We start from the raw sequence: 14445 nt of genomic DNA on the forward strand, positions 1-14445 counted from the left end.
CAGCTATCGTGTTATCAGGCGATAGCTGAACTTTCACTCTGCGGAAAAAAATCCGCGGTAAGTTTATTTTGCCAGTCGGATGCTTCAACCCCCAGCGCCGCTATCCGCACGGTATTCAGTACGCTATTTGCCGGCCTTGCCGCTGCCATCGGATATTGCGCACTGCCAATCCCTTTCACCAGCACATCCCGCTGCGCGGCCACAAAAATCGCCTGGGCGAATTCGCACCAGCTGACCGCCACATCGCCACAGTAGTGATAAACACCAGCGGCTTCCGCACGGGATGCCAGGGTGATAATCGCCTGTGCCAGATCGCCGGCATAGGTCGGGCAGCCGAACTGATCGTTCACCACGCTGATTTCGCTGCGGGTTTCTGCCAGTCGCAGCATGGTTTTGACAAAGTTTGCACCGTATTCACTGAACACCCACGAGGTGCGAATCACTACGGCGTCCGGCAGCACGGAGAATACGCGTTTCTCACCCTCCCATTTGCTCAGGCCGTAGAAATTAATCGGGCAGGGCAGATCGCTTTCGGTATAAGGCGTTTTTTTACTGCCATCAAACACGTAATCGGTGGAGAGATGAATCAAGCGGGCGCCCTGCTGGTGAGCGGCGATGGCGAGATTTTCCGGGCCGATGGCGTTGATCTTCATGGCGCGGATACGGTCGGTTTCAGCCTTATCGACCGCGGTATACGCGGCGGCATTGATGATCACATCGGGACGGAATTTCTTCACCACCCGTTCCACCGCCGGGCGGTCGGTAATATCTAACTCGGCAGAGCCACAGGCCAGCAGGATCCACTCTGCCGGCACCCGATCCAGTAAACAACGGCCAAGCTGGCCATAAGCACCGGTTAACAAAACGCGCATTGCACTAACTCCTGCAGGGAGAGTCCTTGTTGATCTTTTACCGATAGCAGAGGCGTCGCTACCGGCCATTGCACCGCAATTTCAGCGTCATTCCACATCAGGCAGGCTTCATCCTGTGGGTTGTAGTAATCAGTACATTTGTATTCGAAGTCAGCGACCTCGGAGAGCACCACAAAACCGTGTGCCAGACCCGGCGGGATCCACAGCTGGGTTTTGTTCTCTTCAGACAGCTCCAGCCCGGTCCATTGGCCAAAGGTGGGCGAATCCGCACGGATATCGACGGCAACGTCAAATACCGCGCCGCGTACCACGCGCACCAGTTTGCCTTGCGGCTGGGTTTTCTGAAAATGCAGCCCGCGCAGCACGTTACGCGCCGAACGGGAGTAGTTGTCCTGCACAAAATCCAGGTCGATATCCAGCAGTTGCTGATAACGCCGCTTCTCAAAGGTTTCGAGGAAGAAGCCGCGGGCATCGCCAAACACTTTAGGCTGGATAATTTTGACATCAGCAATTTTCGTGGTGATGACCTCCATCTCACTCCTCCACCAGCATCTTCAGATAGTGACCATACTGCGTTTTGCCGAGATAGGCGGCGCGCTTCAGCAGCGATTCGCTGCCGATCCAGCGCTTGCGCCAGGCGATCTCTTCCAGACAGGCAATTTTGAAGCCCTGGCGCTTTTCAATGGTATGAATGAAGTGTGACGCTTCGAGTAAGCTCTCGTGGGTACCGGTGTCGAGCCAGGCAAAGCCACGTCCCAGCACTTCGACGTTGAGCAACCCATCGTCGAGATACATCTGATTGAGGGTGGTAATTTCCAGCTCGCCGCGGGGAGAAGGGCGAACTTCCCGCGCCATGGCGCAGACGTTTTTATCGTAAAAATAGAGGCCGGTGACGGCATAGTTCGATTTTGGCTGTGGCGGTTTTTCTTCAATGGACAGCGCGCGGAATTGCTTATCAAACTCCACCACGCCGAAGCGCTCGGGATCCATCACCTGATAGCCAAATACCGTAGCGCCCTGCGGCCGCGCGACCACGTCTTCGAGCTTTTTACCAAAGCTTTGCCCAAAGAAAATGTTATCGCCCAGCACTAATGCGCAGCGCTCACCGGCAATAAAAGACTCACCGATGATAAACGCCTGGGCCAGGCCATCGGGCGATGGCTGCACCGCGAACTGCAGATTAACGCCGAAATGGCTGCCGTCGCCCAGCAAACGCTGGAATCCCGCCAGATCTTCAGCGGTAGTAATCACCAGGATGTCACGAATGCCTGCCAGCATCAGCACCGAAAGTGGATAGTAAATCATCGGTTTGTCATAAACCGGTAACAACTGCTTCGATACGCCGCAGGTTACAGGATGCAGGCGGGAACCTGTCCCGCCCGCCAGCACTATACCTTTCATCATTGCCTTCCTTATTACGCGTCTCTGCTCTCCACAGAGTCATGCTGTGAGCATACGAGCGCGCAGGAATAATTGATGGCGCGAATAACCGATAAAAAAGCGGGCATTGCCGGGGATAAGCGGAAGGAGAGAAAAGCAGCGCGTGGGCATTCCTGCTGAGCTAAATCAAATTGGGCTCTTGCGCGGCAGACGATTTCCCCTTGCGCATCATAACCTCAAAAAAGTAACCATCCTGTTACAGCCTGGGTCAGAACTGCCGATAACCCTCTTCAGAATCATTCCAATTTTTAAGCTCTATTTTTCCTGTTTCTGGGGTGTCTATGCGCTTCAATTATGACTTGTTACCGGGTGAGCAACTGACCTTCGATGAGATCGCGCTGCGCTATGCGCAGCAGCATCCGGAGGAGAAGGAGCTCACCGCCCGCGGGTTGCTCAGCCCGTCAACCAGCTACCGCAACCTGGTGATCCGCGCGCTGTTTGCGCAGCAGGAGCTGAACAGTCCGCTGGAAGACCTGCTGTTCGTCTCTGACGATAATGAGCGCAAAAACTACCTGCGCCGCTTTGAGCACTACCTGAAAAACCAGCAGGCGTTTCTCTATTTTCGCCGCAACGACGAAGCGCGCAAAAGCGGGCGCTGGAAGGTGATCGGTGAAACGCGGGTCTACGCGATGCTCGATCCGCGCTCGGCGGAGGCGCAAAACCTGCTCAACAGCCGCGGCTTTAAGCTGGTGCTGATGCGCCAGACCGAAGAGGAAGAGTACTGGCAGCTGTTTGATCCGCAGGCGCACCCGTGTTTCCCGCTGTCGCGCAAGATCCAGTTTTTAGTGGTGCTCAGCACGCCGCAGCAGAAAATGCCCAGCGCGGTGATGCCGGGTACCGAAGTGGGGCGGCGCGTCAAGGCGAAAGTGTTCCAGCGCGCCAGCCAGGCGGAGTTCAGCGCGGCGGTGAAAGCGCGCTATGGTGCCTGCATTATTACCGGTACGCGTTTAACCGAGCGCCACAGCTGGCCGTGGGTGGAAGCCTGCCATATCGACACCCAGGAGAATGAAGAGGGCTTTCTGGCGGATAACAGCGTCGACAACGGCCTGTTCCTGCGCAGCGACCTGCAGCGGCTGTTTATCAATAAAATGATTAGCATTGACGCAGAAACCGGTCAGGTGCTGTTTAATTCCGCGCTGGAATGCGACGAGTCCATTAGCCCTTTTTATCAGGCGCTTGAGGGCAAAACCTGTGCGCTGTGGGACGCCGTCCCGCCTGGCACAAGGCAGCGGCTGCGTAATCTGCGCTGAACCTGCGCACAATGGCGGTGCGATCCACCGCCATCCATAACAAATTTGAAATAACCTCGCTTTTGCCTGCCTATTCTGCCAATCGAAACCGCTACAGAATTGGATAATCATGCCGATAACTTTATTAACGCAGGGTAGTCAACGTGAACGATCTCTATACCGCCGATGGCGTGATGGATAAACATTCGCTCTGGCAGCGCTACGTTCCTCTGGTGCGGCATGAAGCGCTGCGCCTGCAGGTGCGTTTGCCAGCCAGCGTTGAGCTTGACGATCTGCTGCAGGCCGGTGGTATTGGCTTACTGAATGCCGTGGAGCGCTATGACGCGCTGCAGGGCACCGCCTTTACCACCTACGCCGTGCAGCGTATCCGGGGCGCAATGCTGGATGAGCTGCGCAGCCGCGACTGGGCACCACGCAGCGTACGTCGTAATGCGCGCGAGGTGGCCGGCGCCATGCATCAGGTAGAGCAAGCGTTGGGGCGCGCGGCTACCGAGCAGGAAGTGGCTGAGCGGTTGAATGTTTCGCTGGAAGAGTACCGGCAGATACTGCTGGATACCAATAACAGCCAGCTTTTCTCGTACGACGAGTATCGGGAAGAACACGGCGACAGTGCGGAACTGGTCACGGAGGGGCATGAGGAAGCCAACCCGTTGCATCAGTTAATGGAAGGAAACCTGCGTGAACGCGTGATTGAAGCGATTGAGGCGTTGCCTGAACGCGAAAAATTGGTGCTCACACTGTACTACCAGGAAGAACTGAACCTGAAAGAGATTGGCGCGGTGCTGGAAGTGGGGGAATCCCGCGTCAGCCAGTTGCACAGTCAGGCGATCAAACGCCTGCGGGCCCGTTTGACGGGAGCGCGCTAACAGACTCAGTTCCTGGGGAACCAAAAATAAAAAAACCGGGGACTCAGCAATGGGAGCCAAAGTTAAAGCCAGACCGTTAAGTCGCTACCTTAAAGACTACAAACACAGCCAAAGCAACTGTTCACACTGTGGCAAAGTTTTAGACCGTATGGCGTTAGTGTTCCGCGGCCAGATCATCAATAAAGAGGCCATCGCACGCATGGACCAGATGATTGACGATCAGGTATGGATGAAACTCCAGCCGGAACTGACGGCGCTGTGCCGTTTCTGCAGCGATATTTTTTGTAATACCCATCCGAATTACTTCGATATCATGGCGTTCAAACAATATCTGTTTGAGCAGACCGAGATGAGTCACAGTACCATTCGTGAATATGTGGTGCGTCTGCGTCGTCTTGATGACATGCTGAAAGCGAAAAATTTCCCGGCAGAAAGGTTACGGGGCAACAGCTGGCATGAGTGTCTGCAAAACGATCTGCCCGATGCGGGCAACAATAACTACCGTATTGCACTGCGCAAATATGACCAGTTCTTAGGCTGGCAGCGCGGCTAAGGGTGATTCAACCCCGGTTACTGGTGAGCATGCCAGCAACCGGGGCGCGTCGCGATCAATTCCGGATGCGACTTTTCTCATCTTCTGCAACACTGTAGGGATAACTGCACATTGCCCGAATGGAGGCTGCATTGTCCTTACATCTTCTGCACCAGTTTCCCCGTCTTGAACTGCTTGGCGCACCGACGCCGTTAGAGCATTTGCCACGCCTGTCTGATTACCTCGGACGCGATATCTTTATTAAACGTGATGACGTCACGCCGGTGGCGCTGGGCGGTAACAAGCTGCGTAAACTGGAGTTTCTCGCTGCCGATGCGCTGCGTGAAGGCGCCGATGTGCTGCTGACCGCCGGCGCGATCCAGTCCAACCACGTGCGCCAGACGGCAGCCGTGGCGGCGCGTCTGGGCCTGAAGTGCGTGGCGCTGCTGGAGAACCCGATTGGCACCGACGCCGCCAACTATCTGAGCAACGGCAACCGCCTGCTGCTGGACCTGATGGATGTCGAGGTTGTGATGGTTGATGCGCTGCACAATCCGCCGCAACAGCTGGCAGAGCAGGCAGAACGGCTGGAAGCGCAGGGCTTCCGGCCTTACATTGTGCCGGTGGGCGGCTCGAATGCGCTTGGCGCGCTCGGCTACGTCGAATGCGCGCAGGAGATTGCCCATCAAAGCGAAGGCGTGGTGGATTTCGCTGCGGTGGTGGTGGCGTCGGGCAGTGCCGGGACGCATGCCGGGCTGGCGGTCGGTCTGGAACAGCTGCTGCCGAATAGCGAGCTGGTGGGCGTGACGGTGTCGCGCAAGGTCGAGGCGCAGCTGCCGATGGTGGAGCGCATTCGCAGCGCGCTGGCACAGCAGCTGGAGCTGGAAGCGCGTGCGCCGGTAACACTGTGGGATGACTATTTTGCGCCACGCTACGGCGAACCCAATGACGAAGGCATGGAAGCGGTGCGCCTGCTGGCGCGGCTGGAGGGCATTATGCTCGACCCGGTCTACACCGGCAAAGCGATGGCGGGTCTGATTGATGGCATCAGCCAGAACCGTTTCCGCCGGGAAGGGCCGCTGCTGTTTGTGCATACCGGCGGCGCACCAGCGTTATTTGCTTATCATCCTTCGGTATGAGACAGCAGCAAAAAAAGGTTTATAATCCAGCGGTTATTACAAAGAGCACATGCCGGAGCGGCACCCTTTATTGCGAGATAAAGCACGCCGCGCCCAAAATGAGCGTTAATTAACCATAAGCACACAACACATCACAATAATGGGGTAAACATGGCTTTCTCTCCGATTCGTCGCCAGCTGGTGATGGGAATGATGGCGGTCGCACTGGTGGCGGGCGTGAACGTAAAAAGCTTTGCGGCAGAAGATTTGCTGGCGCAGGTCAAGAGCAAAGGTGAGCTGCGCGTCGGGCTGGAAGGCACCTATCCGCCGTTCAGCTTCCAGGATGAAAACGGCAAGCTGACCGGTTTTGAAGTCGAGTTTGCCCAGGAGCTGGCAAAACACCTCGGCGTGAAAGCGGATCTCAAACCGACCAAATGGGACGGTATGCTGGCCTCGCTGGATTCCAAACGTATCGACGTGGTGATCAACCAGGTGACCATCTCCGACGAGCGCAAGAAGAAGTATGACTTCTCCACGCCGTACACCATCTCTGGCGTGCAGGCGCTGACGCTGAAGAAGAACGCGGGCTCGATCACCAAACCGGAAGATCTGTCCGGCAAGAAAGTTGGCGTGGGTCTCGGTTCTAACTATGAGCAGTGGCTGCGCGACAACGTCAAAGGCGTCGATATCCGCACCTATGATGATGACCCAACCAAATATCAGGATCTGCGTTCAGGCCGCGTTGATGCCATTCTGGTTGACCGCTTAGCCGCGCTGGATCTGGTGAAGAAAACCGGCAATACCATGGCGGTGGCTGGCCCGGCGTTCTCCCGTCTGGAAGCGGGCGTGGCGCTGCGCAAAGGCAATGAATCGCTGCTGAAAGCGATTGATGGTGCGATTGCCGACATGCAGAAGGATGGCTCGCTGAGCAAGCTGTCTGAGAAGTGGTTCGGCGCGGACGTCACGAAATAATGCAGGAAAGTTTACAGCTGGTGCTGGATTCAGCACCTTTTCTGCTGAAGGGCGCGCTGTTCACGCTGCAGCTGAGTATCGGCGGGATGTTCTTCGGCCTGATACTCGGCTTCGTGCTGGCGCTGATGCGCCTGTCACGCTTCTGGCCGGTCAACTGGCTGGCGCGTTTCTATGTGTCGATCTTTCGCGGCACGCCGCTGATCGCCCAGCTGTTTATGATCTACTACGGTCTGCCGCAGTTTGGCATTGAGCTCGACCCGATTCCGTCAGCCATGATTGGTTTGTCACTTAACACCGCGGCCTATGCCTCGGAATCGCTGCGTGGCGCGATTGCGGCTATTGAGCGCGGTCAGTGGGAAGCGGCCGCCAGTATCGGCATGACGCCGTGGCAGACGCTGCGTCGCGTTATTCTGCCGCAGGCGGCGCGAACCGCGCTGCCGCCGCTCGGTAACAGCTTTATCAGCCTGGTGAAAGATACCTCGCTGGCGGCCACCATTCAGGTGCCGGAGCTGTTCCGGCAGGCGCAGCTGATCACCTCGCGCACGCTGGAAGTGTTCACCATGTATCTGGCGGCCTCGCTGATTTACTGGGTGATGGCTACGGTGCTGTCGGCGCTGCAAAACCGGCTGGAAGCGCACGTCAATCGTCAGGATCGGGAGGCAAGATGAGTGCAATTGAAGTGCGTCAGCTGGTGAAACAGTTTCACGGCCAGACGGTGCTGCACGGCATCGACCTCGATGTCGCGCCCGGCGAAGTGGTGGCCATCATCGGTCCGAGCGGCTCGGGCAAAACCACGCTGCTGCGCAGTATTAATCTGCTGGAAGTGCCGGAAAGCGGCCTGGTCAAAGTCGGTGACATCAGCATCGACGCCAGCCTCGGTCTGCATAAGCAGAAGGATAAAGTGCGGCAGCTGCGCCAGCAGGTCGGCTTTGTGTTCCAGAACTTCAATCTGTTCCCGCACCGTTCGGTGCTGGAGAACATCATTGAAGGGCCGGTAATCGTCAAAGGCGAAGCGAAGGCGGAAGCCATTGCGCGCGCGCGCACGCTGCTGGAGAAGGTTGGTCTGCACGGTAAGGAAGAGAGTTTTCCACGCCGGCTTTCCGGCGGTCAGCAGCAGCGCGTCGCAATTGCCCGGGCGCTGGCGATGCGTCCGCAGGTGATTCTGTTCGATGAGCCAACCTCGGCGCTGGATCCTGAACTGGTGGGCGAGGTGCTCAGCACCATCCGCGCGCTGGCGCAGGAGAAACGCACTATGGTGATCGTTACGCATGAGATGAGCTTCGCGCGTGAAGTCGCCGATCGCGCCATCTTTATGGATCAGGGGCGTATTGTGGAGCAGGGCCCGGCTAAAGCGCTGTTCAGCAATCCGCAGCAGGCACGCACCCGGCAATTTCTCGACAAGTTTCTCAATCAATAATCTCTCCGGGCCGGTTCGCTGGCCCGAATTATTTTTCCTCTAGCAAAATATTAAATACCGCGCTTACCTTTTTGACGCATTAATAAATTTATTTCCCGGCGATATAATTAATGCTGGTTTACTCCGCTGCGGAATGTTCTTAATTTCCACGCGGCATTACGTGCGCGGCGCACCGTCAATTTATGCCATGAAGGCTTAAATAACAGCTATTCACAGCTAACCCGCCGGGCGGTCAATTTATCTCTGGTACTGTAAAGTATTGTTATATCAGGACCAGCGAAAAAGTTTTAGGAGTTTCGCTAGAGTCAGCCCCTGCTGCTTGTTGAATAATCGTTGAATAACCATAAAGGCTTCACTGCCTGTTTCTTCATTCTTCTCCTTTAAGACCTACACCGCAGCAGGAGTCAAAAATATGAATAACGCCAGGAAAGAAGATATTGCATGGGTGAATACCCTGAAAGGGGTGTGCATATTGCTGGTGGTGCTGTATCACACCGTATTACCCGGCTTTGAGGGCACGGTTAAATATCTCAGCGCCGGCTGGATCCCGGCGGAAATATGGGTGCAGTTTAATACGGTGTTATCACCGTTGCGTATGCCCGCCTTTTTCTTTGTCTCCGGCCTGCTTGCCACCAACGGCATTCTCAACCGGCCGTGGAAACAGGTGTTTACCAGTCGCATTACTAATCTGTTCTATCTCTATGTGCTGTGGGGCTTTATTCAGTGGTGGTCGATTGTCGGCATTTCGACTGAAATCACCGGCCAGCGTATCTCGCAGAACCTCAACGCGGCTTACGCCGGTTCGCTGCTGGAGTTCCTTAAGCTGACCTTCCTGGCAATGAGTACCTCGTGGTACCTGTACGGTCTGGCGATCTACTTCCTGTGCGCCAAAATCTTCCGCCAGCACAAAGTGGCGCTGCTGGTGGCGGCGGTGGTGCTGAATTATCTGGCGGTGGAGAAGATCATTCCCTACTGGGGACCGCAGAGCGTGGCACAGTATTTCCTGTTCTTCCTGCTGGGCGCGTTCTGGAGCCCGCTGATGTTGCGCCTGAGTCAGCTGCGCCGCGAGAACCTTCTGCCGTGGGCCGCGCTGGCAGCGCTGTCCGGCCTGCACGTGATTTTTGGTCTCGATAAGAGCCTGTTCATGTGCATCATCGCGGTGCTGGTGAGCGTGGCGGCATGCCGCTGGCTCAACGCGCACTTCAGCATGCGTTACTTCAACTGGATTGGCCGCAACACGCTGCAGATCTACGTTATCCACCGCATTTTTATTGAGTTCTTCGGCATGTCGGCGATTCTGTTTGCGCAGCGCCATCATCTGTTTGAGCAGGCGTGGTTTGCGCTGCTGTGGGCGTGCTTCTATCCGCTGGCAATTGTCGGCATCTGTTCGCTGTGTTCGGTGGCGGTGTGGTCGCTGACCAACCGCGGGCTGGGGCAGTCGCTGTTTGTGTTCCCGACGCTGATTGGTTTGAAACGCAGTAAGTCGGTGGCGTGATGTTCGCTGGTAAGTTTTAAAGTGGTACAAAAACGACGGAACGTTTCGTAGCGGCGCGATTCATCGCACAATGAATAGCGCCGCTACGGCCTTATTGCAACTTGCGGTGTCCTTCACCGATTCCTATTACGCCATCCATGGCGATCCTGCTTTACTTAACCAATGGTCATCAGGCTGGCGTTGCCGCCGGCGGCCGCGGTATTGACGCTCAGCGAGCGCTCAATCAGCAGACGTTCCAGCAGCAGATTGGTCTCGCCGCGGGCAAAGCCCTGCACTGACACAATCGCGCCTTCGCGGGCGGCAATCTGTTCGCACAGGCTGCGCAGCTGATCGGCATCGCCGTGATAGATCACCGCATCAGACTCCGCCGCCAGCACATCTTTCGCCAGCGTGATGCGCGCCTGCACCGCGGCCGGCAGCGACTGGCGCAGCGTCCGATGCAGCTCGTCATCCTGCCACAGTGCCTGGCTACCTACGCTGGTGACCGCCGCCAGCTGAATCAGCGCATCCTGCTGATTGTCCGCGATACACAGTACCCGATCGCGCGGCAGCAGCGTAAAGGTGTTGCGCTCACCGGTCGGGCCTGGCAGCAGTCGCACGGTCCCGGCCTGACTCAGCGCATCGAAACGCTGACACAGCGCCAGCAGCTCCGGCTTATCCTGTGCCCAGCTCTGCAGTGCCTGATGCGCGCTCAGTAGCGTGGTGCGCACGCTGCTGTCCACTGGCCGTTCGGCATCCTGACGATCAAAGGTGATGCGCAGGGCGCCGTCCGGACGATGGGCCAGCAGGCGGTAAAGATAGAGCGGACCGCCGGCTTTCGGACCGGTGCCCGACAGGCCTTCGCCGCCGAACGGCTGCACGCCGACCACCGCGCCCACCATGTTACGGTTAACGTACAGGTTGCCGACTTTCGCCCCGGCCGTTACCTGCGCAATGGTTTCATCGATTCGGGTATGCACGCCGAGCGTCAGGCCATAGCCCGAGGCGTTGATCTGCTCAATCAGCTGCGGCAGGTTGTTGCGCGCAAAGCGCACCACGTGCAGCACCGGACCGAAAACCTCTTTATCCAGATCGCTGACCTGATCGAGCTCAATCAGCGTCGGTTTGATAAAGGTGCCGCTGTGCCACTCTTTGCTGTCCTGCGGATGCTCCTGCACCGCCTGATACACGGTAAAGCCTTTATTGCGCATCGCCTGGATATGGCGCTCGATGTTGGCTTTGGCTTCAGCGTCGATCACCGGACCGACGTCGGTCGACAGACGCTCCGGATTGCCCATGCGGCATTCGGCCATGGCACCTCGCAGCATCTTCAGCGTGTGGTCAGCCACATCGTCCTGGATGCACAGCAGACGCAGCGCCGAGCAGCGCTGACCGGCGCTGTCAAACGCGGACGCCACGATATCCACCACCACCTGTTCGGTGAGCGCTGAAGAGTCGACGATCATGGCGTTCATGCCGCCGGTCTCGGCGATCAGCGGCGTCGGGCGACCCTGCGGATCGAGGCGGCCAGCCAGGTTGCGCTGCAGCAGGGTGGCGACTGCGGTTGAGCCGGTGAACATCACGCCGCGCACCCGCTCGTCGCCGGTCAGCTGCGCACCCACCGTTTCGCCCTGACCGGGCAGCAGTTGCAGCACACCGGCCGGTACGCCGGCATCCAGCATGATCTGCACCGCCTGCGCGGCAATCAGCGGCGTCTGCTCGGCGGGTTTCGCCAGCACGCTGTTGCCGGCCGCCAGGGCGGCGGCAATCTGGCCGGTGAAAATCGCCAGCGGGAAGTTCCACGGGCTGATGCACACTACCGGACCGAGCGGGCGATGGGTTTCGTTATCGAAATCGTCACGCACCATGCCGGCGTAGTAGTAGAGGAAATCCACCGCTTCGCGCACTTCGGCAATGGCGTTGTTGTAGGTTTTACCCGCCTCTCGCACCAGCAAACCAATCAGCTGCTGCATCTGGTCTTCCATCGTCTGGGCGGCACGTTCGAGGATCGCGGCGCGCTCCTGCGGCGGCGTGGCGAACCAGATCGGTCCGGCATTCACCGCGGCATCCAGCGCACACGAGACCTCTTCAGGGGTGGCTTCCCGCACGCTACCGACGATATCCGCCGGCGTGGCCGGGTTGATCACCGCGCGGCTGCTGCCGCTACCCAGCTCGCCATCAATGATCGGCTGAGCCTGCCACGGCTGGCTGGCGCTGGAGAGCAGGGCGCTGGAGAGCGACGCCAGGCGGTGTTCGTTGGCCAGATCCAGACCGGCAGAGTTAACACGCTTGTCGCCATACAGATCGCGCGGTAGCGGAATCTTCGGATGCGGCAGGCCAATGGCGCCTTCTGCGACACCCATTTTCTCCACCGCAGCCACCGGGTCGGCCACCAGCTCGTCAATCGGCAGCGTGTTGTCAGCGATGCGGTTGACGAACGAGGTATTGGCGCCGTTTTCCAGCAGGCGACGCACCAGGTAGGCCAGCAGCGTTTCGTGGGTACCGACCGGCGCATAAATCCGGCACGGCCGGTTCAGCTTGCCGTCGGCCACTTTGCCCACCACCTGCTCGTACAGCGGTTCGCCCATGCCGTGCAGGCACTGGAACTCGTACTGGCCAGGATAGTAGTTGTTGCCCGCCAGCTGGTAGATCGCCGCCAGGGTATGGGCGTTGTGGGTGGCAAACTGCGGATAAATCAGGTTAGGCACCGCCAGCAGTTTACGCGCGCAGGCGAGGTAGGAGATGTCGGTGTACACCTTGCGGGTGTAAACCGGATAGCCTTCAAGGCCTTCCATCTGCGCGCGCTTGATTTCGCTATCCCAGTAAGCGCCTTTCACCAGACGGATCATCAGACGACGGCGGCTGCGCTGCGCCAGATCCACCAGCGCATCAATCACAAACGGGCAGCGCTTCTGATAAGCCTGAATCACGAAACCGATGCCGTTCCAGCCTTCCAGCTCCGGCTCAAAACAGAGTTTTTCCAGCAGATCGAGCGACAGCTCCAGGCGATCGGCTTCTTCGGCATCGATGTTGATGCCGATGTCATACGAGCGCGCCAGCAGCGTCAGCGATTTCAGGATCGGGTAAAGCTCTTCCATCACCCGCTCATACTGCGCGCGGCTGTAGCGCGGATGCAGCGCCGACAGCTTGATGGAAATGCCCGGACCTTCATAAATGCCGCGCCCGTTGGAGGCTTTACCAATAGCGTGGATCGCCTGCTGATAGGAGATCAGATAGGCTTTGGCATCGCTGGCGGTGAGTGCCGCTTCGCCCAGCATGTCATACGAGTAGCGGAAGCCTTTCTCTTCCAGCTTGCGCGCGTTGGCCAGCGCCTCGGCGATGGTTTCGCCAGTGACAAACTGTTCGCCCATCAGGCGCATCGCCATATCCACGCCTTTGCGGATCAGCGGTTCGCCGCTCTTGCCGATGATGCGGTTCAGCGATTTAGACAGGTTGGCTTCATTGTGCGTGGAGACCAGACGACCGGTAAACAGCAGGCCCCAGGTGGCGGCGTTGACGAACATCGACGGGCTGCGGCCCAGATGGGACTGCCAGTTGCCGTTGCTGATTTTATCGCGGATCAGCGCATCGCGGGTGGGCTTGTCAGGAATACGCAGCAGCGCTTCTGCCAGACACATCAGCGCTACGCCTTCCTGAGACGAGAGCGAGAACTCCTGCAGCAGGCTTTGCACCATGCCGGCGCGTCCGGTTGCCCCTTTTTGGTGCCGTAGCTTGTCCGCCAGGCTGTATGCCAGCTGGTGGGTTTTCTCTGCCAGCGGGGCAGGGAGACGCGCCTGCTCCAGCAGCATCGGCACCGCATCGGTCTCCGGACGACGCCACGCGGCGGTGATGGCCGAGCGGCTGACCGACTGCGGCAAAATATGTTCGGCGAAGTCGAGGAAAGGCTGGAAGCTCTCTTCCGGCACGCGCTCATCGTCTACGGCATCATTCAGCTGCAGCGGGATCTCCGCCAGCGTTTCTCCCGCTTCCAGCTGGCCGAGATAGTTAAAAATTGCCTGCTTGATCAGCCAGTGCGGCGTGCGGTCAATCTTTTGCGCCGCCAGTTTAATGCGATCGCGGGTGGCTTCATCCAGCTTCACCCCCATGGTGGTGGTTCCCATGATTTCCTCGTCCTCAAAGTGTGAATCAACTTCAGCGTGGGCTGCACTATCACTCATGTTGCAACTTTGTGCAACCGTGTTAAATGTGACCCCGGTTGCACGTTTTTAACCGGCTTTTTTGTTAACGCAGCAAAAGCGGCACAGAACTTGCTGCAAGAATCTCGCCAGAGTTGCAACCCACCGCAACAAAACGCATCCTGGCTGACATCAGGTGCAACTTAAAATGTGAACAGGCGCAACCTGTGAGCATGAAAAATGCAAAGCCAGGTGAAACCCAGGTAACAGCTGTGTTAAATGCATTGTGCGCGTCGCACCTTTGCGGCAGGATACCGCGCCTTATGAGAAATCGCTTTCTCTGGATGCGGTAAAGCCCTGACGTTATC

Annotated in this window: 12 protein-coding genes; 8 read left to right on the plus strand and 4 right to left on the minus strand. The window is 57.8% G+C overall.

Going from position 1 to position 14445, the window contains the following annotated elements:
* Positions 1-14: 14 nt before the first annotated feature.
* Genes rfbD through rfbA form a run of 3 tightly spaced genes read right to left on the minus strand, consistent with a single transcriptional unit; the run spans position 15 to position 2273 of the window.
* On the minus strand, positions 15-872 hold the full coding sequence (rfbD, locus tag AC6I8P_RS07935) for a dTDP-4-dehydrorhamnose reductase (RefSeq protein WP_498031098.1): 858 nt from the start codon (positions 870-872) through the stop codon (positions 15-17).
* On the minus strand, positions 857-1405 hold the full coding sequence (gene rfbC / locus AC6I8P_RS07940; protein ID WP_021509897.1) for a dTDP-4-dehydrorhamnose 3,5-epimerase: 549 nt from the start codon (positions 1403-1405) through the stop codon (positions 857-859). The genes rfbD and rfbC overlap by 16 nt, the downstream gene beginning before the upstream one ends.
* Position 1406: 1 nt before the next feature.
* Positions 1407-2273 carry a glucose-1-phosphate thymidylyltransferase RfbA gene (gene rfbA, locus AC6I8P_RS07945; protein ID WP_088517720.1) on the minus strand — a complete coding sequence of 289 codons (867 nt, stop codon included), beginning with the start codon at positions 2271-2273 and terminating at the stop codon, positions 1407-1409.
* 320 nt (positions 2274-2593) lie between these two features.
* On the opposite strand from rfbA, the gene AC6I8P_RS07950 reads away from it, so the two are divergent.
* The 8 genes from AC6I8P_RS07950 (at position 2594) to AC6I8P_RS07985 (ending at position 9962) form a co-directional block, all read left to right on the plus strand.
* Positions 2594-3562 carry an HNH endonuclease signature motif containing protein gene (locus tag AC6I8P_RS07950; protein ID WP_498031099.1) on the plus strand — a complete coding sequence of 323 codons (969 nt, stop codon included), beginning with the start codon at positions 2594-2596 and terminating at the stop codon, positions 3560-3562.
* 143 nt (positions 3563-3705) lie between these two features.
* On the plus strand, positions 3706-4428 hold the full coding sequence (locus AC6I8P_RS07955) for an RNA polymerase sigma factor FliA (RefSeq protein ID WP_021509900.1): 723 nt from the start codon (positions 3706-3708) through the stop codon (positions 4426-4428).
* A gap of 49 nt (positions 4429-4477) precedes the next feature.
* Positions 4478-4981: a flagella biosynthesis regulatory protein FliZ gene (gene fliZ / locus AC6I8P_RS07960; protein WP_031280184.1), complete on the plus strand. Its 504-nt coding sequence runs from the start codon at positions 4478-4480 to the stop codon at positions 4979-4981.
* Positions 4982-5112: 131 nt separating this feature from the next.
* Positions 5113-6099 carry a D-cysteine desulfhydrase gene (locus AC6I8P_RS07965; RefSeq protein WP_238561864.1) on the plus strand — a complete coding sequence of 329 codons (987 nt, stop codon included), beginning with the start codon at positions 5113-5115 and terminating at the stop codon, positions 6097-6099.
* Positions 6100-6249: 150 nt separating this feature from the next.
* On the plus strand, positions 6250-7050 hold the full coding sequence (gene tcyJ, locus AC6I8P_RS07970) for a cystine ABC transporter substrate-binding protein (protein WP_021509903.1): 801 nt from the start codon (positions 6250-6252) through the stop codon (positions 7048-7050).
* Positions 7050-7718, plus strand: coding sequence for a cystine ABC transporter permease (tcyL, locus tag AC6I8P_RS07975; RefSeq protein ID WP_058757420.1), 669 nt, complete (start codon positions 7050-7052; stop codon positions 7716-7718). Before tcyJ ends, tcyL begins: the two co-directional genes overlap by 1 nt.
* Positions 7715-8467 (plus strand): L-cystine ABC transporter ATP-binding protein TcyN, encoded by a 753-nt coding sequence (gene tcyN, locus AC6I8P_RS07980; RefSeq protein ID WP_498031100.1) that lies wholly within the window; start codon positions 7715-7717, stop codon positions 8465-8467. Before tcyL ends, tcyN begins: the two co-directional genes overlap by 4 nt.
* A 412-nt stretch (positions 8468-8879) precedes the next feature.
* Positions 8880-9962, plus strand: coding sequence for an acyltransferase family protein (locus AC6I8P_RS07985; protein WP_058774543.1), 1083 nt, complete (start codon positions 8880-8882; stop codon positions 9960-9962).
* A gap of 155 nt (positions 9963-10117) precedes the next feature.
* Here AC6I8P_RS07985 and putA read toward each other — a convergent pair whose 3' ends face one another.
* Positions 10118-14062, minus strand: a complete 3945-nt coding sequence (gene putA / locus AC6I8P_RS07990) for a trifunctional transcriptional regulator/proline dehydrogenase/L-glutamate gamma-semialdehyde dehydrogenase (RefSeq protein WP_498031160.1) — start codon at positions 14060-14062, stop codon at positions 10118-10120.
* Positions 14063-14445 lie beyond the last annotated feature (383 nt).

The organism is gamma proteobacterium symbiont of Lampromicra miyakona (genome assembly GCF_059730895.1).

Coding starts and splice junctions, on each gene's coding strand:
- rfbD (WP_498031098.1), bottom strand. CDS start 872: ATGCGCGTTTTGTTAACCGGTGCTTATGGCCAGCTTGGCCGTTGTTTA.
- rfbC (WP_021509897.1), bottom strand. CDS start 1,405: ATGGAGGTCATCACCACGAAAATTGCTGATGTCAAAATTATCCAGCCT.
- rfbA (WP_088517720.1), bottom strand. CDS start 2,273: ATGAAAGGTATAGTGCTGGCGGGCGGGACAGGTTCCCGCCTGCATCCT.
- AC6I8P_RS07950 (WP_498031099.1), top strand. CDS start 2,594: ATGCGCTTCAATTATGACTTGTTACCGGGTGAGCAACTGACCTTCGAT.
- fliZ (WP_031280184.1), top strand. CDS start 4,478: ATGGGAGCCAAAGTTAAAGCCAGACCGTTAAGTCGCTACCTTAAAGAC.
- tcyJ (WP_021509903.1), top strand. CDS start 6,250: ATGGCTTTCTCTCCGATTCGTCGCCAGCTGGTGATGGGAATGATGGCG.
- tcyL (WP_058757420.1), top strand. CDS start 7,050: ATGCAGGAAAGTTTACAGCTGGTGCTGGATTCAGCACCTTTTCTGCTG.
- tcyN (WP_498031100.1), top strand. CDS start 7,715: ATGAGTGCAATTGAAGTGCGTCAGCTGGTGAAACAGTTTCACGGCCAG.
- AC6I8P_RS07985 (WP_058774543.1), top strand. CDS start 8,880: ATGAATAACGCCAGGAAAGAAGATATTGCATGGGTGAATACCCTGAAA.
- putA (WP_498031160.1), bottom strand. CDS start 14,062: ATGGGAACCACCACCATGGGGGTGAAGCTGGATGAAGCCACCCGCGAT.